The 24159-nt window shown below is 67.6% G+C and carries 20 protein-coding genes; 9 read left to right on the forward strand and 11 right to left on the reverse strand.

Annotated features, from left to right (window positions below; translation table 11 throughout):
- Positions 1 to 20: 20 nt before the first annotated feature.
- Complete coding sequence (locus NGF19_RS19730) at positions 21 to 1637, reverse strand: peptide ABC transporter substrate-binding protein (RefSeq protein ID WP_252426370.1); 1617 nt, start codon at positions 1635 to 1637, stop codon at positions 21 to 23.
- A 532-nt stretch (positions 1638 to 2169) separates the two neighbouring features.
- Here NGF19_RS19730 and NGF19_RS19735 point away from each other — a divergent pair.
- The 5 genes from NGF19_RS19735 to NGF19_RS19755 all read left to right on the forward strand — a co-directional run bounded on the left by NGF19_RS19735 (position 2170) and on the right by NGF19_RS19755 (position 8303).
- Entirely contained in the window at positions 2170 to 3198 is a 1029-nt protein-coding gene (locus tag NGF19_RS19735) for an ABC transporter permease (protein ID WP_252426372.1), read from the forward strand.
- A gap of 78 nt (positions 3199 to 3276) precedes the next feature.
- Entirely contained in the window at positions 3277 to 5043 is a 1767-nt protein-coding gene (locus NGF19_RS19740; RefSeq protein ID WP_252426374.1) for an ABC transporter substrate-binding protein, read from the forward strand.
- A gap of 119 nt (positions 5044 to 5162) precedes the next feature.
- A complete protein-coding gene (locus NGF19_RS19745) occupies positions 5163 to 6143 on the forward strand; it encodes an ABC transporter permease (RefSeq protein WP_252426375.1) in 981 nt (326 codons plus the stop codon).
- Between the two features lie 52 nt (positions 6144 to 6195).
- Positions 6196 to 7233: an ABC transporter ATP-binding protein gene (locus NGF19_RS19750; RefSeq protein ID WP_252426377.1), complete on the forward strand. Its 1038-nt coding sequence runs from the start codon at positions 6196 to 6198 to the stop codon at positions 7231 to 7233.
- A gap of 26 nt (positions 7234 to 7259) precedes the next feature.
- Complete coding sequence (locus tag NGF19_RS19755) at positions 7260 to 8303, forward strand: ABC transporter ATP-binding protein (protein WP_252426379.1); 1044 nt, start codon at positions 7260 to 7262, stop codon at positions 8301 to 8303.
- 145 nt (positions 8304 to 8448) lie between these two features.
- Here NGF19_RS19755 and NGF19_RS19760 read toward each other — a convergent pair whose 3' ends face one another.
- Positions 8449 to 8850, reverse strand: a complete 402-nt coding sequence (locus NGF19_RS19760; RefSeq protein WP_252426381.1) for an ATP-binding protein — start codon at positions 8848 to 8850, stop codon at positions 8449 to 8451.
- Between the two features lie 203 nt (positions 8851 to 9053).
- Here NGF19_RS19760 and NGF19_RS19765 point away from each other — a divergent pair, with 203 nt between their 5' ends.
- From NGF19_RS19765 to NGF19_RS19775, 3 genes are all read left to right on the forward strand, one after another.
- Positions 9054 to 9896 carry a helix-turn-helix domain-containing protein gene (locus NGF19_RS19765; protein WP_252426473.1) on the forward strand — a complete coding sequence of 281 codons (843 nt, stop codon included), beginning with the start codon at positions 9054 to 9056 and terminating at the stop codon, positions 9894 to 9896.
- Positions 9897 to 9904: 8 nt separating this feature from the next.
- The gene (locus NGF19_RS19770) at positions 9905 to 10114 is read left to right on the forward strand and encodes a DUF397 domain-containing protein (RefSeq protein WP_252426383.1); all 210 of its coding nucleotides are present in this window, start codon (positions 9905 to 9907) and stop codon (positions 10112 to 10114) included.
- Positions 10115 to 10240: 126 nt separating this feature from the next.
- Positions 10241 to 10789, forward strand: a complete 549-nt coding sequence (locus tag NGF19_RS19775; RefSeq protein WP_252426384.1) for a hypothetical protein — start codon at positions 10241 to 10243, stop codon at positions 10787 to 10789.
- 45 nt (positions 10790 to 10834) lie between these two features.
- On the opposite strand, the gene NGF19_RS19780 is transcribed toward NGF19_RS19775, so the two are convergent.
- The 7 genes from NGF19_RS19780 to NGF19_RS19810 form a co-directional block, all read right to left on the reverse strand.
- Positions 10835 to 11338 (reverse strand): DinB family protein, encoded by a 504-nt coding sequence (locus NGF19_RS19780; RefSeq protein WP_252426385.1) that lies wholly within the window; start codon positions 11336 to 11338, stop codon positions 10835 to 10837.
- A 101-nt stretch (positions 11339 to 11439) separates the two neighbouring features.
- The gene (locus NGF19_RS19785; RefSeq protein ID WP_252426386.1) at positions 11440 to 12627 is read right to left on the reverse strand and encodes an ABC transporter ATP-binding protein; all 1188 of its coding nucleotides are present in this window, start codon (positions 12625 to 12627) and stop codon (positions 11440 to 11442) included.
- Positions 12628 to 12639: 12 nt separating this feature from the next.
- Positions 12640 to 13692, reverse strand: a complete 1053-nt coding sequence (locus NGF19_RS19790; RefSeq protein WP_252426387.1) for an ABC transporter ATP-binding protein — start codon at positions 13690 to 13692, stop codon at positions 12640 to 12642.
- Positions 13693 to 13701: 9 nt separating this feature from the next.
- A complete protein-coding gene (locus tag NGF19_RS19795; RefSeq protein ID WP_252426388.1) occupies positions 13702 to 14682 on the reverse strand; it encodes an ABC transporter permease in 981 nt (326 codons plus the stop codon).
- A gap of 90 nt (positions 14683 to 14772) precedes the next feature.
- Positions 14773 to 16581 (reverse strand): ABC transporter substrate-binding protein, encoded by a 1809-nt coding sequence (locus NGF19_RS19800; protein WP_252426389.1) that lies wholly within the window; start codon positions 16579 to 16581, stop codon positions 14773 to 14775.
- Positions 16582 to 16715: 134 nt separating this feature from the next.
- Positions 16716 to 17747 (reverse strand): ABC transporter permease, encoded by a 1032-nt coding sequence (locus NGF19_RS19805; protein ID WP_252426390.1) that lies wholly within the window; start codon positions 17745 to 17747, stop codon positions 16716 to 16718.
- A gap of 447 nt (positions 17748 to 18194) precedes the next feature.
- Positions 18195 to 19394, reverse strand: a complete 1200-nt coding sequence (locus NGF19_RS19810; RefSeq protein WP_252426391.1) for an RNA-guided endonuclease InsQ/TnpB family protein — start codon at positions 19392 to 19394, stop codon at positions 18195 to 18197.
- Between the two features lie 52 nt (positions 19395 to 19446).
- Here NGF19_RS19810 and tnpA point away from each other — a divergent pair, with 52 nt between their 5' ends.
- Positions 19447 to 19875 carry an IS200/IS605 family transposase gene (tnpA, locus tag NGF19_RS19815; protein WP_252426392.1) on the forward strand — a complete coding sequence of 143 codons (429 nt, stop codon included), beginning with the start codon at positions 19447 to 19449 and terminating at the stop codon, positions 19873 to 19875.
- 180 nt (positions 19876 to 20055) lie between these two features.
- Here the strand turns inward: tnpA and typA are convergent, their stop codons facing one another.
- Both typA and NGF19_RS19825 read right to left on the reverse strand, forming a co-directional pair.
- Entirely contained in the window at positions 20056 to 21972 is a 1917-nt protein-coding gene (gene typA, locus NGF19_RS19820; protein ID WP_252426393.1) for a translational GTPase TypA, read from the reverse strand.
- Positions 21973 to 22148: 176 nt separating this feature from the next.
- Positions 22149 to 24098: an ABC transporter family substrate-binding protein gene (locus tag NGF19_RS19825; protein ID WP_252426474.1), complete on the reverse strand. Its 1950-nt coding sequence runs from the start codon at positions 24096 to 24098 to the stop codon at positions 22149 to 22151.
- Between the last annotated feature and the right edge of the window lie 61 nt (positions 24099 to 24159).

Consider the following 24159-nt stretch of genomic DNA (forward strand, 5'->3'; position numbering starts at 1 on the left):
GGTAGGGGCCGACGTGCGGCTCAGCCGACCTTGATCTCGTCGTAGACGGGCACGCTGAACGGGGTGAGGGCCACGTGGCTCAGGCGGTGGGAGTAGCCCGCGCTGCCGTTCTGGTACCAGAGCGGGATGGCTGCCATGTGGTCCCGTACGACGCCCTCGGCCCGCTGGAACAGCCGTACGGCCTTGGCCCGGTCGCTCTCCGCGTTGGCCTGGTCGACGAGCCGGTCGAAGTCCTTGTTGGACCACTGGCCGTCGTTGGAGGAGCCGCCCGAGTAGTAGAGCGGCTGGAGGAAGTTCTGGATGAGCGGGTAGTCCATCTGCCAGCCCGCCCGGAAGGGGCCCGGCATGCTGTGGCGGCCGAGCTGGTTGCGGAAGTCGGCGAAGGTGCCGACGGGGTTGCCGACGCAGGCGGTGTCGTCGCCGAGCGCGTTGTTGATGGAGTTGCAGACGGCGTCCACCCACTGCTTGTGGGAGCCGGTGTCCGCGTTGTAGGTGATGCGGACCTGTCCGCCGGGCAGTCCGCCGCCCTCCCGGACCAACTGCTTGGCCCGGCGCGGGTCGTGGACGCAGGCCGCCGCGCACAGCCCCGCCTGGAAGCCGCCGGCCGCGCCGAGTACCGGGGAGGTCCAGTCACTGGCCGGGGTGCGGGTCCTGCGGAAGATGGTGCGGGTGATCAGGTCCCGGTCGATCGCCATGGACAGGCCGGTACGGACCTTGCGCATCCTGGGGCTGTTCCAACTCCGGTCGTAGAACGGGAAGGCGAGGGTCTGGATGATGCCTGCGGGGGTGTTGATGTAGCGGCCGTCGAGGTCCTTCCTGGCGAACTTGAGCTGGGTGGCGGGCACGTCGTCGACGAGGTCGAGGTTGCCGGCCAGGAGGTCGGTGTAGGCGGTGTTGCTGTCCGTGTAGACCTGGAGGTCCACGCCCTTGTTCCGCGCCTTGTCCGGCCCTTGGTATCCGCCCCATCTGCGCAGGGCCATCTTGAAGCCCCTGGTGTACGAGACGATCCGGTAGGGGCCGTTGCCCACGGGCTTGCGCAGCCAGTCCTCGTGGTGGTCGAAGAACGCTCTGGGCAACGGCGAGAAGGCGACGTAGCCGAGGGTGTCGGGGAACGTGGAGAACTTCTGGTTGAGCCGGACGGTGAAGGTACGGGGGCCGGTCACCCGGAGCCCGGAGAGGGTGTCGGCGGACTGGGTGCCGGTCTCGGGGTGCACCTTGTCGTAGCCCTCGATGTATCCGAAGAAGTACGCGTTCTTCTGGTTGTTCTTCAGGCTCGCGCCGTAGTTCCAGGCGTCGACGAACGAGCGGGCGGTGACGGGTTCACCGTTGCTGAACCGCCGGCCGTCCTTGACGGTGATGGTGAAGTTCCGCGCGTCGGAGGTGTCGATCCGCTCGGCGAGCATGTTCTCCGGGGCGGCGGTCCGCGGGTTGTAGCGCTTGAGCCCGCGGAAGATCATGTCGAGGACCTTGCCGCCCTGGACCTCGTTGGTGTTGGCCGGTTCCAGCGGGTTCTGCGGATCGCCCCACGACGCGCTGAACACCCCGGGGGTGGTGCCCCCGCCCCCGCCGCACGCCGCCGCCGCGAGGACAACCGCCGCCGCGCCCGCCGCCCATCGGACGGGTCTGGCTCCACGCATAGGGAGTGCCTCCTCGGAGTGCGCCGTTCGCCGTACCGCCAGCGCCGGAGCGCTGTCCGTATATCGGTCAATATCAGCGATCGAGGGGCATCACACTGATGCGCACCATCCACCGAGATCACGTCATTCGGATGGGGCATGCACGAGGGGGTCTAAAAGATCTTGACTGCGGATGGCTCCGGATGGCCCGCGACCCACAACGGATCGCGTCACGGCAAAGCAATAGATCTCCGCCTATCCGCGCCGAACCGTTGATTTGCGAACCCTTGATGTACGCATTTCGACACTCGCCTATCCGCATATCGAACTCCTTGTCCGATTGGCCCGATTGGTCGAGTTGAGGACACAGATCGATCACAACGTGCTACCCGCGTAGCTACGGAAAGGTCAAGTCCAAGCAAAGAACACAAAGAGAAGCCCAAGTCGGCTGAGAATTTATTGACCTTGAATGAATTGCGTTGAAAAAGTCCGGCGTAGCCCGTAGGGGAGTGCCCTGCGGAGTCATCAGACCCTCCCTTGGGCCAGGAGCACCATGACCACCCCTACTCCATCCTCGGCCGCACCTCTTGAGGTGACCGACGAGAACGCCGAGAAGCCGAGCACTTCTGACGGCCCGAAGGACACCGCGACCAGGTCTCCGGGGCAGCTCGCATGGCTCCGTTTCAAGCGGGACCGCACGGGCGTCGTTTCGGCGATCATCGTGATCTGCTTCTTCGTCCTCGGTCTCTGCGCGCCGCTCATAGCGAAGATCTACGGCAAGGACCCGTACACGAACTACGGCGTCGACGACCCCAGCCTGCTGGGCGACAACGGCCTCCCGGCGAAGCCCAACGGCGGCATCAGCAGCGACTTCTGGTTCGGTATCGACCCGCAGCTCGGCCGTGACGTCTTCACGTTCCTCTGGTACTCGATCCGCAACTCGCTGCTGCTCGCCACCGGCATCACCGTCCTCGCCATGATCGTCGGCGTGGTGATCGGCGTGACCGCGGGCTATGTGGGCGGCAAGACGGACTGGCTCCTCGGCCGCGTCATGGACATCCTGCTCGCCTTCCCGCAGCAGCTCTTCTTCGTGGCCTTCACCCCGGTGGTCCTGGCGCTGTTCGTGGGCGACAACGAGAACACGCCCACCTCGCTCATCGTGGCGTCCCTGATCCTGCTGCTCGTCGTCTTCGGCTGGGCCTCCGTCGCCCGACTGCTGCGCGGCCAGGTACTGGCCCTGCGCGAACGGGAGTACGTGGAGGCCGCCAAGGTCACGGGAGCGTCTCCGGCCCGCATCATCTTCAAGGAACTGCTGCCCAACCTGTGGACGCCGATCCTGATCCAGGGCACCCTCATGCTGCCGATGATGGTCTCCACGGAAGCGGGTCTCGCGTACCTCGGTGTCGGTCTTCAGGACCCGACCCCCGACTGGGGCGTCATGATCGGGTACGCCGCCCAGTGGTACCAGGACGACATCACGCTGCTGATGTTCCCCGGCCTCGCGATGGTGATCTTCGTCCTGGCGTTCAACCTCCTCGGTGACTCGGTACGCGACGCGCTCGACCCGAAGACCAAGCGCTGACTCCGAACCCCTTCGGGATCACGGCAATGTCGCCGAGGTACCGGACCACCTCATCAACCCACTTCAAGGCAGGATGCGATGTCCTTCTCGCGCAGAAACTTCCTGATCGCCACCGGCGTCGCCGCCGCGTCGAGCACCGTGCTGAGCGCGTGCAGCAGCGGTAGCTCCAACAGCGGCAACAGCAACGGCGGCAAGCACGACGCGGCCAAGGCCAACACGATCACGATCAAGGTCGGCACCGCGGAGGACTCCAAGGGCCCGGCTCCGGAGGTCTCCGGCGCCAAGAAGGGCGGCAAGGTCTACCTGCTGAACGACGACGACTTCTCGCACCTCGACCCGCAGCGCATCTACTACGCGTGGAACTCGCTCGTCGAGGTCGTCCTCGCCCGCACCCTGACCGGTTACAAGATCGGCGACGACGGCTCGATGACCCTCGTCGGCGACCTCGCGGTCGACACGGGCGTCATGAAGGACGAGGGCAAGACCTGGACCTTCACCCTGAAGGACGGCATCAAGTGGGAGGACGGCTCCGACATAACGGTCGATGACGTCCGCCACGGCATGGAGCGCGGCTTCGCCGACTTCACCACCGAGGGCGCCACCTACGCCCAGGTGTGGCTGACGGGCTCCGAGGAGCCCCGCAAGTCCTACTCGGGTCCGTACAAGGGCAAGCACCTGAAGTCGATCGAGACGAGCGGGAAGAGCATCACCTTCCACCTCGCCGAGGCGCGCCCGGACTTCAACTACGTCCTCGCCATGCACTCGTACGCGCCGGTCCCGGTGAAGCACGACACCAAGCAGGCCTACGACAAGAAGCCGTTCTCCAGCGGTCCTTACAAGGTCAAGTCGCACACCACCGACAAGTCGATGGTGCTGGTCCGCAACGAGCACTGGGACCCGAACACGGACCCGATCCGCAACGCCTACCCGGACGAGTTCGACTTCACCTTCGGCATCGAGGCGGAGACCGCCATCGACCGCCTCATCGCCGACACGGGCAACGACCAGTACGCCGTCTCCTGGCGCACGATCCCGCAGAGCAAGATCCAGCAGGCCACCACCAAGGCCAAGGACCGCACCTTCACGGCTCTGGGCAGCGGCACCAGCGTCTACTGGATCAACCAGACCCGCGTCACGGACATGAGCGTCCGCGAGGCCATCATCCGTGCCTGGCCGACCGCCGGTATCCGCAGGCTCCAGGGCGGCGAGAACCGCGGTGACTACGCGACCGGCTTCATGAGCCCGCTCGTGGCCGGTTACAAGTCGCAGGACGTCTGGGGCAAGCTGAAGAAGCCCGAGGGCGACCCGGCGAAGGCGAAGGAAGTCCTGAAGAAGGCCGGCAAGCTCGGCACCAAGGTCGTCTACGCGTACCAGAACGACCCGGTCAACGCCAAGGTCAAGGTCGTCATCGAGAACGCCCTGACGAAGGCCGGCTTCGAGTTCGTCGGCAAGCCGCTCGACTCCACCACGTTCTACGACCAGATCGGCATGGTCGACAACCCGTACGACGTGTACTGGGGCGGCTGGTCCGCCGACTGGCCGACCGGTTACTCGGACTTCATGCCGTGCTTCCACAGCTCCAAGGTCGTGGACCAGGGCAACAACTACTCGCACCTCAAGAACAAGGACGTGGACGCCGCCATCAAGGCCGCCACGGAGGAGGTCGACCAGACCAAGGCCAACGACATGTGGGCCGCGATCGACAAGCAGGTCACGGAGCTGGGCGCGTTCATCCCCGACGTGTACATGCGCCGCATCTACATGCACGGTTCGAAGCTCGGCAACGTGAAGATGGACCCGAACTTCGACGGTTGCATGCTCTACAAGATGTACGTCAAGGCCTGATCCGTCACTGAGCGGTGGGGCGGCTGCGGCCGCCCCGCCCTCGGCTCGTCCACCGGGCCTCCGGTCACCCCCGGCCCGGCCCGTTCCGTACGACGGCCCTCCCAGGAAAGCCAACCCCCATGCTTCGCTTCCTCGTTCGCCGACTCCTCGGCGCCGCGGTCACGTTGTTGATCATCAGCGCGATCACGTTCATGCTCTTCTACGCGGTGCCGCGCGACCCGGCCCGGATGGCCTGCGGCAAGGTCTGCACGCCGGACACGCTGGAACTGATCCGGCACAACATGGGGATCGATGACCCGCTGCCGCAGCAGTACTGGAACTGGCTGTCGGGCATCTTCGTGGGCCGCGACTACACGGGCATCGGCAACTGCAACGCCCCGTGCCTCGGCTACTCGTTCGTCAACCACGAGTCGGTCCTCGGCACGGTCAAGGACCGCTTCCCGACGACGGCCTCCCTCGCCCTCGGCTCCTCGGTCGTCTTCCTCATCTTCGGTATCGGCACCGGCATGCTCGCCGCCGTGAAGCAGGGCAAGGCCCTCGACAAGATCGCCAGCTCCGCTTCGCTGGTCGCCTCGTCGATGCAGATCTACTTCGTCGGCCCGGTCGCCCTCTACCTGCTCGTGTACCAGACGCACCTGCTCGACCAGCCCGCGTACACCCCGTTCACCGAGAACCCGGCCGCCTGGTTCACCGGTCTGCTCGTGCCCTGGCTGGTCCTGGCGCTGATCTGGACCGCCAACTACACCCGTATGACCCGCTCCCAGATGGTCGAGACACTCAGCGAGGACTACGTCCGCACGGCCCGTGCCAAGGGCCTCTCGCAGCGCACCGTCTTCTTCCGCTTCGCCTGGCGCGGCGCGATGGGTCCGCTCGTCACCATCTTCGGTATCGACATGGGTGTGCTGCTCGGCGGCGCGATGATCACCGAGAAGACCTTCAGCCTCCAGGGTCTCGGCATGCTCGCCGTGAAGTCCGTGATCAACAACGACCTCCCGATGCTCCTCGGCGTCATGATCGTCACCGCGGCCTTCGTGGTGCTGGCCAACATCGTCGTCGACGCGGTCTACGCCATGATCGACCCGCGGATCCGGCTCGCCTGACCCCGCACGCCCCCACCAGCTACCCCGCATCACCCCCTTCTGGAGCGTCCCCGTGACGAGCACCGATCAGCAGCCCTTCCTGTCCGTCAAGGATCTGAAGGTGCACTTCTCGACCGAGGACGGCATCGTCAAGGCCGTCGATGGTCTCTCCTTCGACCTCGCACGCGGCAAGACGCTGGGCATCGTGGGTGAGTCGGGGTCCGGCAAGTCGGTCACCAACCTGACCATCCTGGGCCTGCACAACCCGGACAGCACCGAGGTCGAGGGCTCCATCACGCTCGACGGCCAGGAGCTGAACGGGGCCTCGGAGTCGACCCTGGAGAAGCTCCGCGGCAACAAGATGGCGATGATCTTCCAGGACGCCCTGGCCTCGCTGTCGCCGTACCACACCATCGGCCGGCAGATCGGCGAGACGTACCGCAAGCACACCGGTGCCTCCAAGCAGGAGGCGCGGGTGCGGGCGATCGAGATGCTGCGCCGCGTGGGCATCCCCCAGCCGGACCGTCGCGTCGACGACTACCCGCACCAGTTCTCCGGCGGTATGCGCCAGCGCGCGATGATCGCCATGGCGCTGGTCTGCGACCCCGAACTCCTGATCGCCGACGAGCCGACCACCGCGCTCGACGTGACCGTGCAGGCCCAGATCATGGACCTGCTCAAGGACCTCCAGCAGGAGTTCGGCACCTCGATCATCTTCATCACCCACGACCTGGGTGTGATCGCGGACATCGCGGACGACGTGCTGGTGATGTACGGCGGCCGGTGCGTGGAGCGCGGCCCGAAGGAAGAGGTGCTGCGCACCCCGCAACACCCCTACACCTGGGGCCTGCTGGGCTCCATGCCGACCCTGGACGGCCCGGTCGACGTGCCGCTCACCCCGATCCCGGGCTCGCCGCCGTCGCTGCTGAACCCGCCGTCCGGCTGCCGCTTCCACCCGCGCTGCGCCTTCGCGAACAAGGTCGACGGCAACCGCTGTGCGACCGAGTCTCCCGTGCTGGAGATCGTGGACGGCCGGGGCAACGCCTGCCACCTGACCGACGAACAGCGCCGCGAGTTCCTCGCCGACCTTGCCGCCAGCAAGGCCAACTGACGTACAAGAGACGGGATTTCACCACCATGAGCAGCACCTCTCCCCTCCTGGACGTCTCCGGGCTGACCAAGCACTTCCCGATCAAGGGCGGCTTCCCGATCCGCCGTACGGTCGGCGCGGTGCAGGCGGTCGACGGGCTGGACTTCCAGGTCGCCGAGGGCGAAAGCCTGGGCCTGGTCGGCGAGTCCGGCTGTGGCAAGTCCACGACCGGCCGTCTGATCACCCGGCTCCTGGAGCCCACGGGCGGCACGATCTCCTACCGCGGCCAGGACATCACCCACGCGAGCCGCAGGCAGTTGGCGCCGATCCGGTCCGAGATCCAGATGATCTTCCAGGACCCGTACGCCTCGCTGAACCCGCGCCAGACGGTCGGCAAGATCATCTCCGGCCCGATGGAGATCAACAACATCAATCCGGCGGGTGGCCGCGAGAAGCGCGTCCGCGAGCTGCTGGAGATCGTGGGTCTGAACCCCGAGCACTACAACCGCTTCCCGCACGAGTTCTCCGGCGGTCAGCGTCAGCGCATCGGCGTGGCCCGCGCGTTGGCCCTGGAGCCGAAGCTGATCGTGGCGGACGAGCCGGTCTCGGCGCTGGACGTCTCCATCCAGGCGCAGGTCGTGAACCTGCTCCAGCAGGTCCAGAAGGACCTGGGCATCGCGTTCGTCTTCATCGCCCACGACCTGGCGATCGTCCGCCACTTCTCGCAGCGCGTCGCGGTCATGTACCTCGGCAAGATCGTGGAGATCGCCGACCGCGACGACCTGTACGGCAACCCGCGCCACCCGTACACCCGCGCGCTGCTCTCCGCGGTGCCCGAGGCCACGGTGGACGACACGCCGCGCGAGCGGATCCGCCTGGAAGGCGACGTACCGTCCCCCATCTCCCCGCCGTCGGGCTGCCGCTTCCGCACCCGCTGCTGGAAGGCGACGGAGAAGTGCGCGTCGGAGGCGCCGCCGCTGGTGCAGGTGGAGGGCAACAAGGCGGGCCACCTGACGGCGTGCCACTTCCCCGAGACGCAGGAGACGGTCCCGGCTCCGCGCCTCTCCAAGGACCCCGAGACCGCGGCCTGACACACCCCTTTCCGTCAGCCGCGGCCAACGGAGCCCGACCTTCACAGGCCCCTTGACCCGAGCCCCGAACGTCCGGTTCCCGGGGACGAAGGCCCGTATCGCTCTGCGGTACGGGCCTTCGCCATGTCCCAGGGCGACGGACGGGTCACGCCCCCAGCGTGCACCAAACGTACTTCCCCTCATCCCCGAACCGGGCGGACGGCTCCCACCCCCAGACGTCCGCACAGGCCCCCACGAGCCCCAGCCCCCGCCCCTCCTCGGCCTCCGGCTCCTGCCCCAACGGAGTCGGCGGCTCGGGCGGCGCGGGGTCGGTGTCCCAGGCCCCGATCCACACGACCCCCTGCGGGGTACGCCGAACCCGAAGCGCGGCGGGCCCCTTGGTGTGCCGCACGGCATTGGACACCAACTCGGCGGCGAGCAACTCCGCGGTGTCCACGAGACCGATCAGACCGTGCAGGGTCAGGATGAGGCGCAGGGTGCGACGGCAGACGGTCACCGCTCTGAGGTCGTTCGGGATGTAGAGGGTGTAGTCCCAGGTTTCGGGCATGCGGGATCAACTCCGTTGGGGTGAGGGAGGGTTCGGGCGTGCGGTGGCATTGCCGCGGCCGTCTTGGCGGGGCGGGGCGGTGCACTTCCGCTGTGTGTGCGTTGCGTCACCGACGGTAGGGCTAACTGTTAATGCACTGCAAGCGGGTCGCGTAATCTGACGCCGAACGAGTTGAGTTGACCGGCGCGTCGGAGGGGACATCGATGCCATTGAGGCCCGAGCCAACGGCACGTCAGTTGCGCTTGGCTGTCGAGTTACGCAGACTCCGCGATGCGGCAGGGCTCACGGCGCGGGAGGCGGCGAGACTGCTCGGGGTGAGCCCTCCGCACATCAGCCAGATCGAGTCAGGCCTCACCGGCGTGAGCGAGAATCGGCTGCGCCGCCTGGCCGCCAACTACTCCTGCACGGACGAGGAGTTGATCGAGGCACTGGTAGCCATGGCGACCGACCGGACGCGGGGTTGGTGGGAGGACTACCGGGAGCTGCTGCCCACACCGTTCCTCGACCTCGCGGAGTTGGAGCACCATGCCACCTTCCTCCAGGAGGTGCAGTTCCTCTTCGTCCCCGGGCCACTCCAGACAGAGGACTACGCACGCGCTGTCTTCTCCTACCGGATCCCTGAACTGCCGGTGGACGAGATCGAGTTGCGCGTGCGTCACCGGATGCAACGCAAGACGGCCGTCGCAGGCACTCCGTACGAGGCCGTCATCCACGAGGCCGCACTGCGCATCATGGTCAACGACCGCAGCGCATCACGCGCTCAACTCGCCTACCTCTTGGAGCGCTCCGAGGCCGAGCACGTCACTGTGCGCGTCATTCCCTTCCAGTTGGAGGGGTTCGCCGGGGCTGCGAGTGCCATGACATACGCGGGTGGCGCCGCCCGGAAGCTGGATACGGTCGTACACGACGGTCCTCATGGAACGGCGTTCATCAACTCCGAAGCCCAACTCGTTGCCTTTCGAACGCTCTTCCATAGAGTGAAGGGCGTATCGCTCGATCCCGAGCGCTCGCGTGACTTCATCCACAGGTTGGCGAAAGAGCTGTGAGACACCCCATGCGCACCCCCGACAACTGGCGGAAGTCGTCCTACTCCGGTCCCGGCGACGGAAACTCGTGCGTCGAGATCGCAACCACTCGCGCCCTCGTAGCCATCCGCGACTCCAAGGACCCAGCCCAAGGCGCCCTCGCCTTTCCGCCCGCGGGCTTCACCCTCTTCATCGAGTCGCTGAAGAACGCGCCGCATCTGGTGTCCAAGTTCGACTGATACAGATCACTCTTGGGCAGCCGAGCAGATCTCAGGGTGATCCCACAGGATTCGTCGGACCGCGGGCACCCCGGCGCGCTAGCGTCGGGCACGCTGTGTCGTCCACGCGTAACCGAGGAGAATCCTGTGGCATCGTCTTGCAGCCCGGAGTACGCCCCCGCGGGGGATGTAGGTGCGGCGCTCATGGTGGTCGACTCCCAACTCAAGGCCATCTACGACGGCAAGGCGGAGACCGACCCCGAACAGCGGCAGTTGCGCGAGCAGTTCATGGCGTCGCTCGGCCCCGACGACGTGGACGACCTGTTGGACGGCGTGTGCACGCTCATCTACATGTTCATGCAGTGGCTGCGGAGGGCCTACGAGGACCACGACAGGGACGTCATCGAGTACGTCGTCCCCAGCTTCGTGGCGTCGTTGCGCATGATGCCGAAGAGCATCCGTCCCGAGGTCATCCCCACCATGACCGGCCTGGTCGTCGCGGCCGGCACCGGTCTCAGCCCCAACCTGTGGCGCAAGCAGTACGGCGACTGGACCGGCGCCGAGATGAATCCCCTGGAAGCCACGGCCTTCCTGCTCGCGGAGCACATCAACCGGCTCACCGACGACCACGACTTCGCCACCCGCATGATCACCAACGCACTGTCCCACTCGTCGCGAGGCGCCTCGTCGGCGTGACCAAGCTCCGACGCCATCCCGCAGAGCGGGTGGACAAGGCCCGGCTCAGTCGCCGCGCGTGCCGTCGATCAGTTCGCGCAGGATGTCCAAGTGGCCGTTGTGGCGGGCCGTTTCCTCGATCAGGTGGTGGAGGATCCAGCGCAGGTCGACATGGAGGCCGTCGCGCACCGGGCGCTTCGCCGTGGCGTCCAGGGCCTGGGAGCTGACCAACTCGCGGTAGCGCGCGCTCTGTTCGTCGTACTCGTCCAGCAGCTCGGCCAGCGGACGCTCGACCGCGATCCGCATCTCGCGGTCCGGGTCCTCCTCCGTCCACGGCCCCTCGTCCTCCTCCCCGAGGAACACCACCTGCAGCCAGTAGTACTCGACCCAGCGCAGATGGCTGATCAGCCCGCTCAGGGTCATCAGCGGGGAGCCGGGCAGCGGCGCCGCGACGGCACCCTCCGCGGAGACGCCCTCGCACTTGGCGCGGGCGGTGGCGCGGGCGTAGTCGAGGAAGGTGGTCAGTTGTGTGCGCTCGTCCCAAGCGGGAGGCGTGTCGGTTCGTATCATCGAGAGGAGCATCCCGGAATCGCGGCGGGGAAGTCGAGCCAATATCGAGGTGCGGGACGGGAGTCAGCCCTCCCTGTGCACGTTGCCAGCACCCCGCCGCGTCACCCCTCCCCCTCCTCCAGCGCCGTCAACGCCGGGTCCAGCACGATGTCCTCCTCCCGTGCCTCCGTCGTCGGGGCCTCCGGGAAGTGGCAGGCCGTCAGGTGGTGCGGGCGGTTGCCCGAGAGGCGTACCAGCGGGGGTTCCTCCGTCGCGCACTTGTCCTGGGACTTCCAGCAGCGCGTGCGGAAGCGGCAGCCCGAGGGTGGGGAGATGGGGGACGGTACGTCGCCTGCCAGGCGGATGCGCTCGCGTCCGGTCTCCTCCGCTCCGCCGTCCAGTGTCACCTCGGGTACCGCGGACAGCAGTGCGTGTGTGTAGGGGTGGCGTGGGCGCTTGTAGATGGAGTCGCGGTCGCCGACCTCGATGATCTTGCCCAGGTACATGACCGCGACGCGCTGCGAGAAGTGGCGGACGATCGCCAGGTCGTGGGCGATGAACAGGAAGGCGATGCCCAGGTCCTTCTGGACCTGCTGGAGCAGGTTGACGACCTGCGCCTGGATGGAGACGTCCAGCGCGGAGACCGGCTCGTCCGCCACGATCAGCTTCGGCTCCAGGGCCAACGCGCGGGCCACGCCGATGCGCTGGCGCTGGCCGCCCGAGAACTCGTGCGGGAAGCGGTTGTAGTGCTCGGGGTTCAGACCCACGATCTCCAGCAGCTCACGGACGCGCTTCTCCCGGCCGCCCGTCGGGTCGATCCCGTTGATCTCCATCGGGCCGGAGATGATCTTGCCGACCGTCTGGCGCGGGTTCAGTGACGAGTACGGGTCCTGGAAGATCATCTGGATCTCGGACCGGATCGGCGCCAACTGCTTACGGCTCGCGTGCGCGATGTCCCGGCCGCGGTAGGAGATCGACCCGCTCGTCGGCTCCAGGAGGCGCGTGATCAGGCGGCCGGTCGTGGACTTGCCGCAGCCCGACTCGCCCACCAGGCCGAAGCTCTCGCCCACGTGCACGGTCAGATCGATGCCGTCCACGGCCTGCACCGCGCCGACCGTACGGCGGATCGGGAAGCCGCCCTTCACCGGGAAGTGCTTGACCAGCTTCTCCACCACCAGCAGCGGTTCCCCGGGCGACTCCGCCGCCCCTGCGCCCGCCTCGCGCGGACCCGGCAGGGTCGCTTCACCCTTCGCCGCCTCACCCTTCGAGACGTCCACGCCCTTCGAGACGTCCACGGCCTCTTCCTCCATTGCGCGCCCTCCCTACCGCAGCCGGGGCTTGATCTGCTCGACGAAGATGGTCTGCTTCTGCTCGGCCGTGAGATGGCATGCCCCGCCCCGCCCCGGCGGCAGCAACGGCAGTTCGTCCACGCACCGCGCCCCGCCCACCTCGCCCTGGAAGGCGCACCGCGGGTGGAAGCGGCAACCGGACGGCGGGTTCAGCAGCGACGGCGGCGTCCCCGGGATCGGGGTGAGCGCGGCGCCGAGGTCGGAGTCCAGGCGCGGCATGGAGTTCAACAGGCCCCATGTGTAAGGGTGTTGGGGCGACCGAAGCACGTCGTGCACCGTGCCGCGCTCGACCGCTCCCCCGGCGTACATCACCATGATGTCGTCGGCCACGTCGGCGATGACCCCGAGGTCATGGGTGATGAAGATGATCGCCGAACCGAACTCCTGCTGAAGGTCCTTGAGCAGATCGAGGATCTGCGCCTGCACGGTAACGTCCAGCGCCGTGGTCGGCTCGTCGGCGATCAGCAGGTCGGGGTCGCACACCAGCGCCATGGCGATCATCGCGCGCTGCCGCATACCGCCGGAGAACTGGTGCGGATACTCCTTCGCCCGCTCCTTGGGGTTGGGGATGCCGACCTTGCCGAGCATCTCCACCGCCCGCTGCCAGGCCGCCTTCTTCGAGGCCCCGGTGTGCTTCATGAACGGCTCGGCGATCTGCCGGCCCACCGTGTAGTACGGCGACAGGGCGGTCAGCGGGTCCTGGAAGATCATCGCGACCTTGTTCCCGCGCAGCTTCTCCAGCTCGGACTCGCGGGCGGTGATCAACTCCTGTCCGTCCAGCACGATCTCGCCGTCGATCGTGGTGAACATCGGGTTGTGCAGCCCGAGTATGGTCAGGTTGGTCACCGACTTGCCGGAGCCCGACTCCCCCACGATGCCGAGGGTCCGGCCTCGTTCGAGGTCGAAGGAGAGCCCGCTGACCGCGCGGACGACGCCGTCCTCGGTCGTGAAGCTGACATGCAGGTCCCGCACCGACAGGAAGGCACCCTCGCCGGAGTCGTCTGGTTCCTTGGTCACAGTGGTCACGGAGTGCTCCTAGGAGAGCCGTACGCGCGGGTCGATGAACGCGTAGCAGGTATCCACGATGATGTTGAACAGCAGGATCATGGTGGCGGCGAACAGCATCACACCGAGCAGCAGCGGCAGATCACTGAAGAACACCGACTGTACGGCGAGTTGGCCGATCCCCGGCAGACCGAAAGTGGTCTCGGTGATGATCGCGCCGCCCAGCAGCGAGCCGAGGTCGATGCCGAAGATGGTGACGACGGGGATCAGCGAACCGCGCCAGGCGTAGCGGAAGAAGACGTACCGCCGCGACATGCCCTTGGCGCGGGCGGTGCGCACATGTTCCTCCTGGAGCTGTTCGATCATCGAGGAGCGCGCCATACGGGTGTACTGCGCGGCGAAGATCGTGGACAGCACCACCCAGGGGATGAGCAGCCCCGAGAACCAACTCACCGGATCCGACGTCAGGTTGTGGTACGCGGGCTTTTCGAACAGATGTGACTGGTAGACGAGGAGCGCGAGCGCCAGCGGGCCGAGGAAGTAGATCTGCATCGAGCTGATCACCATCGAACCGGCCGTGACCGTCTTGTCGATCAGCGAGCCGCGCTTCCAGGCCGCCAGGAGTCCGGTGGCGAGGCCCGCCACCAGGAAGACGACGGCCGCGCCCAGGGTCAGCGAGACGGTGGTGGGCAGGCGGTCCATCAGGGTCGGCCAGACCGCCTCGTTGGTGTGGTACGAGTACCCGAAGCAGGGAGCCGGGCACGGGCCCTGGTCGAAGGAGTCGCTGCCCAGGACGATGTTGTGCAGGAAGGTCAGGTACTGCTCGGGGATCGACTTGTCGAGGCCGAGCACATGGTGGATGTTCTCGATGTTGGCCGGCGTGCACGTCTTGCCGCAGATCAGCAGCGCCGGGTCCCGAGGCATCCCGAAGAACAGCAGGAACGTGACGACGCTCAGCAGGAAGAGGATGACGACGGCGCCGAGGGTCCGGCGTACGAGGAAGCGCAGCATGACAGGGCAGCTCTCAGACGTCAGCGGGCCGGGCGGTGCCCGGCGCGGCCCGTGGGACGGCCGCGCCGGAGACCGGGCGAACGGACGGGGTTACTTGACGTACAGCCGGCGCGGGTCGATGCCGCCGAGCACGTCGTCGTAGGCGAGGCCGCCGACCTGGGAACCGGCGATCTGGACCTGCTTGTAGTAGCCGGTCGGCACCGCGTGCACGACCTCGGTGAGCAGGTACTTGTCCAGCTTCTCCCACTCGGTCGCGGCCTTCACCGGGTCGGTGATGGTGCTGATGCGGTCGATCTCGCTGTTCACATGGGCGTCGTTGACCTGCGGGTAGTTGTGCGCGCCGTCGGCGATCAGGCGCCCGTCGGTCGTCGGCGGGAGCACGGTCGATGCGGACGGCCAGTCGGCGCCCCACGAGGTGTGGAAGATGTCGAAGTTGTTGTGGATCTTGCTGACTTCGTCGAAGTAGGTCTCGGCCGGAAGCTCCTGGCGCTGCACGTCGAAGCCCGCCTTCTTCAGCCCCTCGGCCATGGCGGTGGAGTACTGCTGCCCCTCAGGGGTGTTGACGTAGGCGAAGGTCAGCTTCATGCCGGACTTGCCGGCCTCCTCCAGCAGCTTCTTGGCCTTGGCCGGGTCACCCGCGGGCTTCTTCTTCTTGCCGAACGGGTCGAAGGTGGGGTCGTAGCCACTGACGGTCGGGCTGATCAGGCCGCCCGCGACCTCCATGGCCGCCTCGCCGCCGTAGGCGCGGACGAACGGGGTGACGGGCAGGGCGTAGGCGATGGCCTCGCGGACCTTCTTGTCCTTCAGCTCCGGCTTGCTCATGTTGATGTTGATCTGGCCCACATAGGGCTGGTAGCCCGCGACCGTACGGGACTTCATCTTGGGGTCGCTGAGAACCCGCGAGAGGTTGCCCGCGTCGACCTGGTTCTGCAGGCTGACGCCCTTCCGGTCGACCCCGCTGTCCGCGATGAGCGCCTTGGTGGACATCTCGTACTGCTGGTTGAAGGTGACGTTGAACCGGTCCACGTACTGATGGCGGATCGGGTCCGTCTTCGGGTCCCACTGGTCGTTCTTGACGAGCACCATCGACTTGCCGGACTTGAACGACTGGATCTTGTACGGTCCGGTCGCCAGCGGCGCCCGGTCGTACTTCTCCTTGGTGTCGCCCTTCTCCTCCACGATGGAGTAGCCCGTCATGGCGAGCGCGTACGGCAGGTCGGTGACGGGCTTCTTGAAGTGGAAGACGACGGTGTGCTCGTCCGGCGTCTCGAGGACGCTGTCCGGCAGATGCTTGCCCTGGTACGGGCCGTCCGGCAGCAGCTTGCGGTAGTCGGTCCCGGCGGTGTCGGCCATCCACTGCTGGAGGTAGGTCGGGCCCTTGGTGAGGAAGGGCGCGAAGAGCCGCTCGAAGCTGTGACGGACGTCCTTGGACGTGATCGTGGCGCCGTCCTGGAACTTGATGCCCTCCTTGAGGGTGTACTTCCAGGTCCGGCCGCCGTCGGACACGGTGCCGGAGTCGGTGGCCAGGTCGCCGACGACCTCGTGCTTGCCGCCGTCGTCGCTGGTCGCCTTGTAGCCGGTCAGACCCCGGTGCAGCAGCGGGGCCAACGTGGCCTCGGCGAAGGTGTAGATCTGGGCCGGGTCCAGGTGGGCGGGGCTGTCGCGCTCCAGGAACTCCATGGTGCCGCCGCTCTTGGCGCCGGGGACGGGGGCGGCGGGACCGGTGGAGGCCGCCACGTCGCCGAACTTGATCAAGGCCTGCTGGCGCTTGGCGTTGGTGTCGTCCTTCTTGTGGTTGTCGCCGCCGCTGCTGCCGCCCTTGCTGCAACCGGAGAGCACGAGCGCTCCGGCCGCGAGCACCGAGACCGCGGCGTAGACATGGCGTCCGCCCCTACTCATCACTCAGTTCCCACCCATCTGTTGTCACTCGTGCATACGAAGTGCCGTGACATGGCACGGAGTTGTGTGGAGTTGCTTGGACCTGCCGTGGGGTGTGCGGGGACGTGCGGCGCGTTGGCCCGCGAACTACGCGGTCAGCGCGCGGACTTGGGGTCGAAGGCGTCCCGGACCGAGTCGCCGAGCAGATTGAACGCGATGACGAAGATGATCATCGAGACGCCGGGGAAGAACATGTAGGTGATGTCGTTCTGGAGCACCAGCTCCGTCGACGCCTTGGCGAACATCTGGCCCCAGTCGGGCGTCGGTTCGACGATTCCGACGCCGAGGAACGACAGGGCCGCCTCGGCCGTCACGAAGTTCGGCAGCAGATACGTGGACTGCACCAGCAGCGGCGTCACCACGTTGGGCAGGATCTCCTTGCGGATGATGCGCTCGGAGGTCGCCCCGCTCACCCTGGCCGCCTCGATGAACTCCCGTTCGCGCAGGCTGAGGGTCGCCCCCCGCAGGATGCGGCCGAGGCTCATCCAGCCGAGGAGCCACTGCACGGCGATCAGCGCGACCACGCGTACATAGGTGGGTGTCTCGTCCCGCGGGCTGACGAAGAGGGAGACCACGACCGGCATGCTCGCGATGAAGAAGAGCTGCGCGGGGATGGCGAGCAGGAAGTCGATCAACCGGCCGATGGCGAAGTCGGCCTTGCCGCCGAGATAGCCCGCCGTGACCCCGAGGACGATGCCGGTGAGGACCACCGCGACCGTGACCGTCAGCGAGATCATCAGCGAGGTGCGGATCCCGTAGATCAGCTTGGTGAAGACGTCGTAGCCGTTGCCGGGTTCGAGGCCGAACCAGAACTCACCGCTGATGCCGCCGTTGGGCTGGACCGGCACCCCGGCACTGTCGAACAGCTCGGGGCGCTCGTCCGCGTACACGGTGAACGGGTCCTTGCCGTACACCTTGGAGATCAGCGGTGCGAGCAGTCCGATCAGGAAGAAGAAGCCCACGACGAAGGCGGAGACCACGCCGACACGGTCCCGCTTGAAGCGGATCCACATCAGCCGGCCGGGCGACCGGCCCTCCACCTGTCCGCCCTCGGGCCCCTTGCCCGGTTCCCGCTCACCGCCGACGACCGGTGTCCCACCGCCCTCTGCCTTCGGAGGGCTCGTCATGATGCGTCCAATGCATGCGTCCGTTTCAGAGGTACGCCGAGCCGATGGCCGCCCCAGGGCGCGGGCGGGCCACGGCTTGGACCACGTGGATCAGGAAGTGACGAACTGTCTGCCGGACGACTGCTTATCGGTCGCCGCTGGCGACAAGTCCCAGGTGAACACGCGTAGTCGGCATTGGCGCCGCCTCCTTGACTCAACAGGTGCACGGACAGGAGGGGTTGACCGTCTGTCCCTCCGACACCCCTGACGGAGGGTCACACACCCCACCGGTGCTCGTGAGTCGATGCGCCGTCCCCGCGGCGCCTGACCCATTGACCCGAGCGTGTGCCCCACTATCTGCCATGAGCCAGGGACCGAACACCGTCTTTAGGTCTCGGTTCGATCACAGCTCACCTGCACATCAGCCGGAATGTGACTCCTCCACCCTCTGAAGGGGGTGGCTTCTCGCTATGCCGGTTGGGCTTCGCGACGGACCAGCCCGGCCCGTAGAACGTTCAGGGCGCCCACTGTGTCGGCGTGCGCGTGGTGGCCGCAGGCGACGCAGTGGAACTTCTCCTGTGTGGGCCGGTTCTCCTTGGCGGTGTGCCCGCATGCGGGGCACCGCCGGGAGGTGTTGCGGGGGTCCACGGCCATCACTTCCCGCCCGGCGCTTTCAGCCTTGGCGTTCAGGATCGCGAGGAACACCCCCCATCCGGCATCGGCGATCGAGCGGTTCAGCCCGGCCTTGGACGCGGCCCCGTTGGGCAGGAAGCGGCCCGGCCGGCCGGGGTCGGGCTTGGGTTCGGGAGCCCGGCTCATGTTGCGGATCCGGAGGTCTTCGTGCGCGATGAAGTCGTGTTCGCGTACGAGGTCGAGCGCGGCCTTGTGCGCGTGGTCCAGGCGCTGGCGGCGTACCTTGCGGTGCAGTCGGGCGACCTTCTCCACGGCCTTGCGGCGGCGTTTGCCGCCTCGCTTGCACCGGCTGAGCGCCTGTTGCGCTTCTTCGAGCTTCGCGGCGGCCTTGTGGCCATGACGCGGATTGGGCACGAAGCGGCCGTTCGAGTCGGCGAGGAAGTTGGCTATGCCGAGATCGACGCCGACCACACTGCCCGCCCGGGGCAACGGCTCGGGCGCGGCCTGCTCGGCGGTCAGGATGACGTACCAGCGCTTGCCCTCACGCTTGACGGAGACAGTCTTGACCTTGCCGACGACCGGACGGTGCTGGTGCACCTTGACGTGCCCGACGCCCTGGAAGCGGACGGGGGTGACGGGGTCGTGCGGTGTGGAATCCCAGCGGCAGCCGTCCCCGTCCTTGGGGAAGTCCACGGTGTCGAACCGGCCGATACCCCGAAAGCGCGGATAGCCGGGCTTGTGACCGCCCTTGACGCGGCGGAAGAACGCGGCGAACGCCTTGTCCAGACGCCTGAGCGTCGCCTGCTGCGAGCTGAACGACCAGCGACCCTGACGCTCCGGATCGAACGCCCGGATCTCCTTGAGCTGAGCCGACTGGTCCCCGTACCGGACGCTGGTCTTGGATACGTGCCGGTAGGCGTCGCGGCGTTCCTGCAAGGCGCCGTTGTAGAGCGAGCAGTGATCGCGCAGCATCTCGCCCAGCGCGACCGCCTGGCCCACGGTGGGCCGCATGAGGAACTTGTACGCACGGATCACCCGGCCCACCCCCTTTCCTGGTCAGCCCGCTTGAGCTTACTACGCTTGGTGTATGTCACCACGCTGGGAACCAAACCCCGATGTACGGCGCGGCCGTCACGTCGTCTATGACCTTCATGCACACTTGGTGTTCGTCACCAAGTACCGGCGGAACGTCTTCAACGCCGAGATGCTGACGCGCTGCGAAGAGATCATGCGGAACGTGTGCGCCGACTTCGGCGCGGAGCTCGTCGAGTTCAACGGCGAAGAGGACCACGTGCATCTGCTGGTGCACTACCCGCCCAAGGTGGCCCTGTCCAACCTGGTCAACAGCCTCAAGGGTGTCTCCTCGCGGTACCTGCGTGCCGAGTTCACCGACCGCGTCAACCGCGCCACCATGCACGGCCGCTTCTGGTCCGGCTCCTACTTCGCCGGATCATGCGGCGGCGCACCGCTCCAGGCAGTGAAGGACTACATCGACAACCAGAAGCGCCCCGACTGAGGTCGAACATTCCGCAGCGATACTGCGGCGCTGCACGCCACAGGGTTCAGGATCGGATTCCCTCCCCGCCTGAAGGCGGGGATTCCCCCGAAAGAGAGGGATGGACATACGAAAGCCCGGATGACCCCATGTGGGGCCACCCGGGCTTCGGTGGCGTCAGGGCTTCACGCCCCGGCCGGATCAGCCGTGCTTGGCGCGGCTGGCGGCGCGGGCGCGCTCACGCTGGTCGAGGGCGACCTTGCGGATGCGGACGGCCTCCGGGGTCACCTCGACGCACTCGTCGTCGCGGCAGAACTCCAGGGACTGCTCCAGCGACAGCTTGCGCGGCGGCACGATCGACTCGGCGATGTCGGACGTCGCGGACCGGATGTTGGTGAGCTTCTTCTCCTTGGTGATGTTGACGTCCATGTCGTCGGCGCGGGAGTTCTCGCCGACGATCATGCCCTCGTACACCTCGGTGCCCGGCTCGACGAAGAGCGTGCCGCGCTCCTGGAGGTTCGTCATCGCGAACGCCGTGACACTGCCGGAGCGGTCGGCCACCAGCGAGCCGTTGTTACGGGTCTGGAGGTTGCCGAACCAGGGCTCGTGGCCCTCGTGGATGGAGTGGCCGATGCCCGTACCGCGCGTCTGGGTCAGGAACTCGGTACGGAAGCCGATCAGGCCGCGCGAGGGGACCACGAACTCCATGCGGACCCAGCCGGAGCCGTGGTTGGACATGTTGTCCATACGGCCCTTGCGGACGCCCATGAGCTGCGTGACCGCGCCCATGTGCTCCTCGGGCACGTCGACCGTCATGCGCTCGACCGGCTCGTGGACCTTGCCGTCGATCTCCCGGGTGACCACCTGCGGCTTGCCGACGGTCAGCTCGTAGCCCTCACGGCGCATCTGCTCGACCAGGATGGCCAGCGCCAGCTCACCGCGGCCCTGCACCTCCCAGGCGTCCGGCCGCTCGGTGTCCAGCACCCGCAGCGAGACGTTACCGATCAGCTCGCGGTCGAGGCGGTCCTTGACCTGGCGCGCGGTGACCTTGCGGTCCTTGACCGTGGCCTTGGCGTTGGCGCCCTTGCCGGTACCGCCCCGGCCGACCAGCGGCGAGGTGTTCGTACCGATGACCATGGAGATCGCGGGCTCGTCGACCGTGATCAGCGGCAGCGCGACCGGGTTCTCCGGGTCGGCCAGGGTCTCGCCGATCATGATCTCGGGGATGCCCGCGACGGCGCAGATGTCACCGGGGCCGGCCTTCTCGGCGGGCTTGCGGGTGAGGGCCTCGGTCATCATCAGCTCGCTGATGCGAACGTTGCTGACCGTGCCGTCGCGCTTGATCCACGCGACCGTCTGGCCCTTGCGCAGCTCGCCCTGCTCGACGCGGAGCAGCGCGATACGGCCGAGGAAGTTGTCGGCGTCGAGGTTGGTGACGTGCGCCTGGAGCGGGGCGTCCTCGTCGTAGGTCGGGGCGGGGATGTGCTCCAGGATCGTGGAGAAGAACGGCTCCAGGCTGGTGGAGTCGGTCGGGACCGTGCCGTCCTCCGGCTTCGTCAGCGAGGCGATGCCGTCACGGCCGCACGCGTAGACGATCGGGAACTCGATCTGCTCCTCGTCGGCGTCGAGGTCGAGGAACAGGTCGTAGGTCTCGTTGACGACCTCGTCGATGCGCGAGTCGGGGCGGTCCGTCTTGTTGATGCACAGGATGACGGGCAGCCGCTGCTGGAGCGCCTTGCGCAGCACGAAGCGGGTCTGCGGCAGCGGACCCTCGGAGGCGTCCACGAGGAGGACGACGCCGTCCACCATCGACAGACCGCGCTCGACCTCGCCACCGAAGTCGGCGTGGCCGGGGGTGTCGATGATGTTGATCGTGATGGGGTCCCCGCCGTCCTTCGGGTGATACTTCACCGCGGTGTTCTTGGCGAGGATCGTGATGCCCTTCTCACGCTCCAGGTCGTTCGAGTCCATGACGCGGTCGTCGACCTGCTCGAGCTGGTGGGCGGCGAAGGCACCGGCCTGCTTGAGCATGCCGTCGACGATGGTCGTCTTGCCGTGGTCGACGTGGGCGACGATGGCGACGTTGCGGATGTCGTGACGCGTAGCAGTCACTGCCATGTGTGGCGTACTCCCGGAGTGGTGAGGACGGCCCCGCGCGTACTGTCCGTGTGGCGCGGGCCCTGCCGGGCTGGACACGCCACGGCCTCACCCCATGTTACGGGGCCGCTGGAGTACTGGCTCGCCGGGTTGTATCAGCCCAGGTCAGAGGCTCATTCATAGGGATTCACCGGGATTTACCGGGGTTCACGGGCATCTTGCGGGTGCGGACCGCCCGCGGACGGCGATACAGGGGCCCCGGAGGCGGCTCCCGGCCCGCGCGCACCCTTCTTCAGGAAGCCCATGTCCTCGTAGACCGGGGTCTGGAAGCCGAAGGATCCCGCGTTGGCCACGCTCACGCGGGCGGCCGTGAGCTGGGGGCGCTGGTAGAGCGGGATCGAGCCCGCGACGGCCCACAGGCGTACGTCGGCCTTGCGGACCAGGTCGCGCTCCTCGTCCTCGTCCAGGGTGGCGATCGCCTCGTCGAAGAGCTGGTCGACCTGGTCGGTGCCGACCCGGGTGTAGTTCTGCTCGACGTTCAGCGAGCCGTCCGCCGCGGGCACCGGCTTGGCGAAGATCGGCCGGGCGTCGGTCGCGGGGAAGGCGGACACGGGCCACGAGTACAGCGCGAGGTCGTAGTCCCCGGAGGCGATGTGGTCCCGGAAGAAGCTGTCGTCGGGGACCTTGGTGATCTCCGTACGGATCCCGACGCGGTCGAGCATGCGCGCGACGTGGTCGCCGACGGTCCGCAGGGACTGCGACCCCGACCCCGAGGGCAGCAGGAACCGCAACTGGAGCGGCTTGCCGTCCTTCGCGAGCGCACCGGCCGCCGCCCCGCCTGCGCCCGCCTTCCTGCCCTCGCTCCCGGCCTGCTTCTTCTGCCCCGCGCCCGGCCCGGACACCCAGCCCGCCTCGGTCAGCAGTTCCTTGGCCTGCGCGGTGTCCTGCTTGCCGAGCGCGCCGCTGCCGTCCTCGTACGCGGGCTGCCCGGCGAGGGCGAGGTGGCTGCCGAGGGGGGTGACGGGCAGCCCGAGCGGCTTGAGGACCAGCCCGGCGAGCGCGGTGCGGTCCAGGGCGCGGGCCACGGCCCGGCGGACGCGCTCGTCGGAGAGCGGGCCCTTGGAGCCGTTGAGGGCGAGCTGGGTGTAGGCGGGCTCCAGGGACTTGCGGATCACGACGTCGCGCGCGGCTGCCTGTGCGGGCGGCCCCTGCTGGGGGGTGCCGTGCTGGGAAGTGCTGTGCTGGGGGGTGCTGCCGCTCTTGCCGGGGGTGACGGGCGCGATCCGCCGCGCCTCCTCCGGGTCGACCTCCGCCAGGTCGATCCTGCCGTCGGCGAGCGCCTTGGCCCGCTGGTCGCGGGGGACGGCCACGAGGGCGATCTCGGAGAGCTTGGCGGTCCGGCCCCACCAGCGCGGATTGCGCTTGAGCGTGACCTGGCCGCCCTGGTGGTCGACCTTCTGGACGGCGAAGGGCCCGGCGGTGACCTTCAGAGTCTTCCGCGCCCCGTCGTTGAACCCGCTCGGGGTGCCCGTGACGTCCTTCGGGTACAGCGGGGAGAACAGCGACTCCCAGTCGGCGTACGGCTTGCCGAAGGTGACCTTGACCTCGCGGTCGTTCGCGCCGCGCTCGACCTTCTCGATGCGGTCGTAGCCGGCGTTGCGGGCCGTCCAGTACGCACTGTCCTTGCCGGAGAGGGCGTGCCACTGGGCGGCGAAGTCGGAGGCGTCGATCCTGCGGCCGTCGCTCCACACCGCCCGCCGGTCGAGCCGGTAGACGACGACCTGCCGGGGCTCGGTGGCGGTGACCTCGGCCGACTCCAGGACGTCGGGGTTGCGCTGCGGGCGGCCGTCCGCGTCGAGCCGGAACATCCCCGGCAGGACGGCGGCGGCGACGCGCGAGGTGGTGGCGTCGGCGTCGGTCTGGAAGGTGTTCAGGGTCTCGGGCACGGTGTCGACGGCCCAGCGCAGGGTGCCGCCGTCGGTGACGAGAGCGCGGGCGGCCGGGGCGATGTCCTGCGCGGCGGTCGGCTTGCTCTCCCGCTCCTCATCCACGCTGCACGCGGCGAGCGCGGTCGCCGCGAGGGCCCCCGCGATGAGGAACGTGGCCGAGCGCAGCACCGCGCCCGGTCCGGCACCGTCGTGGGACATCGCGGACATCGCGTACCTCCGGGGAGCCGCTCTGCGGATGAGTGGGCGTCACCGCCCGAGT

Origin of the sequence: Streptomyces macrolidinus (assembly GCF_023887685.1) — a bacterium.
Classification (GTDB): domain Bacteria; phylum Actinomycetota; class Actinomycetes; order Streptomycetales; family Streptomycetaceae; genus Streptomyces; species Streptomyces macrolidinus.

What these genes read in the sequence shown, in the direction of transcription:
- NGF19_RS19730 (WP_252426370.1), bottom strand. Translation starts at nt 1,637, where the DNA reads ATGCGTGGAGCCAGACCCGTCCGATGGGCGGCGGGCGCGGCGGCGGTT.
- NGF19_RS19735 (WP_252426372.1), top strand. Translation starts at nt 2,170, where the DNA reads ATGACCACCCCTACTCCATCCTCGGCCGCACCTCTTGAGGTGACCGAC.
- NGF19_RS19740 (WP_252426374.1), top strand. Translation starts at nt 3,277, where the DNA reads ATGTCCTTCTCGCGCAGAAACTTCCTGATCGCCACCGGCGTCGCCGCC.
- NGF19_RS19745 (WP_252426375.1), top strand. Translation starts at nt 5,163, where the DNA reads ATGCTTCGCTTCCTCGTTCGCCGACTCCTCGGCGCCGCGGTCACGTTG.
- NGF19_RS19755 (WP_252426379.1), top strand. Translation starts at nt 7,260, where the DNA reads ATGAGCAGCACCTCTCCCCTCCTGGACGTCTCCGGGCTGACCAAGCAC.
- NGF19_RS19760 (WP_252426381.1), bottom strand. Translation starts at nt 8,850, where the DNA reads ATGCCCGAAACCTGGGACTACACCCTCTACATCCCGAACGACCTCAGA.
- NGF19_RS19765 (WP_252426473.1), top strand. Translation starts at nt 9,054, where the DNA reads ATGCCATTGAGGCCCGAGCCAACGGCACGTCAGTTGCGCTTGGCTGTC.
- NGF19_RS19770 (WP_252426383.1), top strand. Translation starts at nt 9,905, where the DNA reads ATGCGCACCCCCGACAACTGGCGGAAGTCGTCCTACTCCGGTCCCGGC.
- NGF19_RS19780 (WP_252426385.1), bottom strand. Translation starts at nt 11,338, where the DNA reads ATGATACGAACCGACACGCCTCCCGCTTGGGACGAGCGCACACAACTG.
- NGF19_RS19785 (WP_252426386.1), bottom strand. Translation starts at nt 12,627, where the DNA reads ATGGAGGAAGAGGCCGTGGACGTCTCGAAGGGCGTGGACGTCTCGAAG.
- NGF19_RS19795 (WP_252426388.1), bottom strand. Translation starts at nt 14,682, where the DNA reads ATGCTGCGCTTCCTCGTACGCCGGACCCTCGGCGCCGTCGTCATCCTC.
- NGF19_RS19800 (WP_252426389.1), bottom strand. Translation starts at nt 16,581, where the DNA reads ATGAGTAGGGGCGGACGCCATGTCTACGCCGCGGTCTCGGTGCTCGCG.
- NGF19_RS19805 (WP_252426390.1), bottom strand. Translation starts at nt 17,747, where the DNA reads ATGACGAGCCCTCCGAAGGCAGAGGGCGGTGGGACACCGGTCGTCGGC.
- tnpA (WP_252426392.1), top strand. Translation starts at nt 19,447, where the DNA reads ATGTCACCACGCTGGGAACCAAACCCCGATGTACGGCGCGGCCGTCAC.
- typA (WP_252426393.1), bottom strand. Translation starts at nt 21,972, where the DNA reads ATGGCAGTGACTGCTACGCGTCACGACATCCGCAACGTCGCCATCGTC.
- NGF19_RS19825 (WP_252426474.1), bottom strand. Translation starts at nt 24,098, where the DNA reads ATGTCCCACGACGGTGCCGGACCGGGCGCGGTGCTGCGCTCGGCCACG.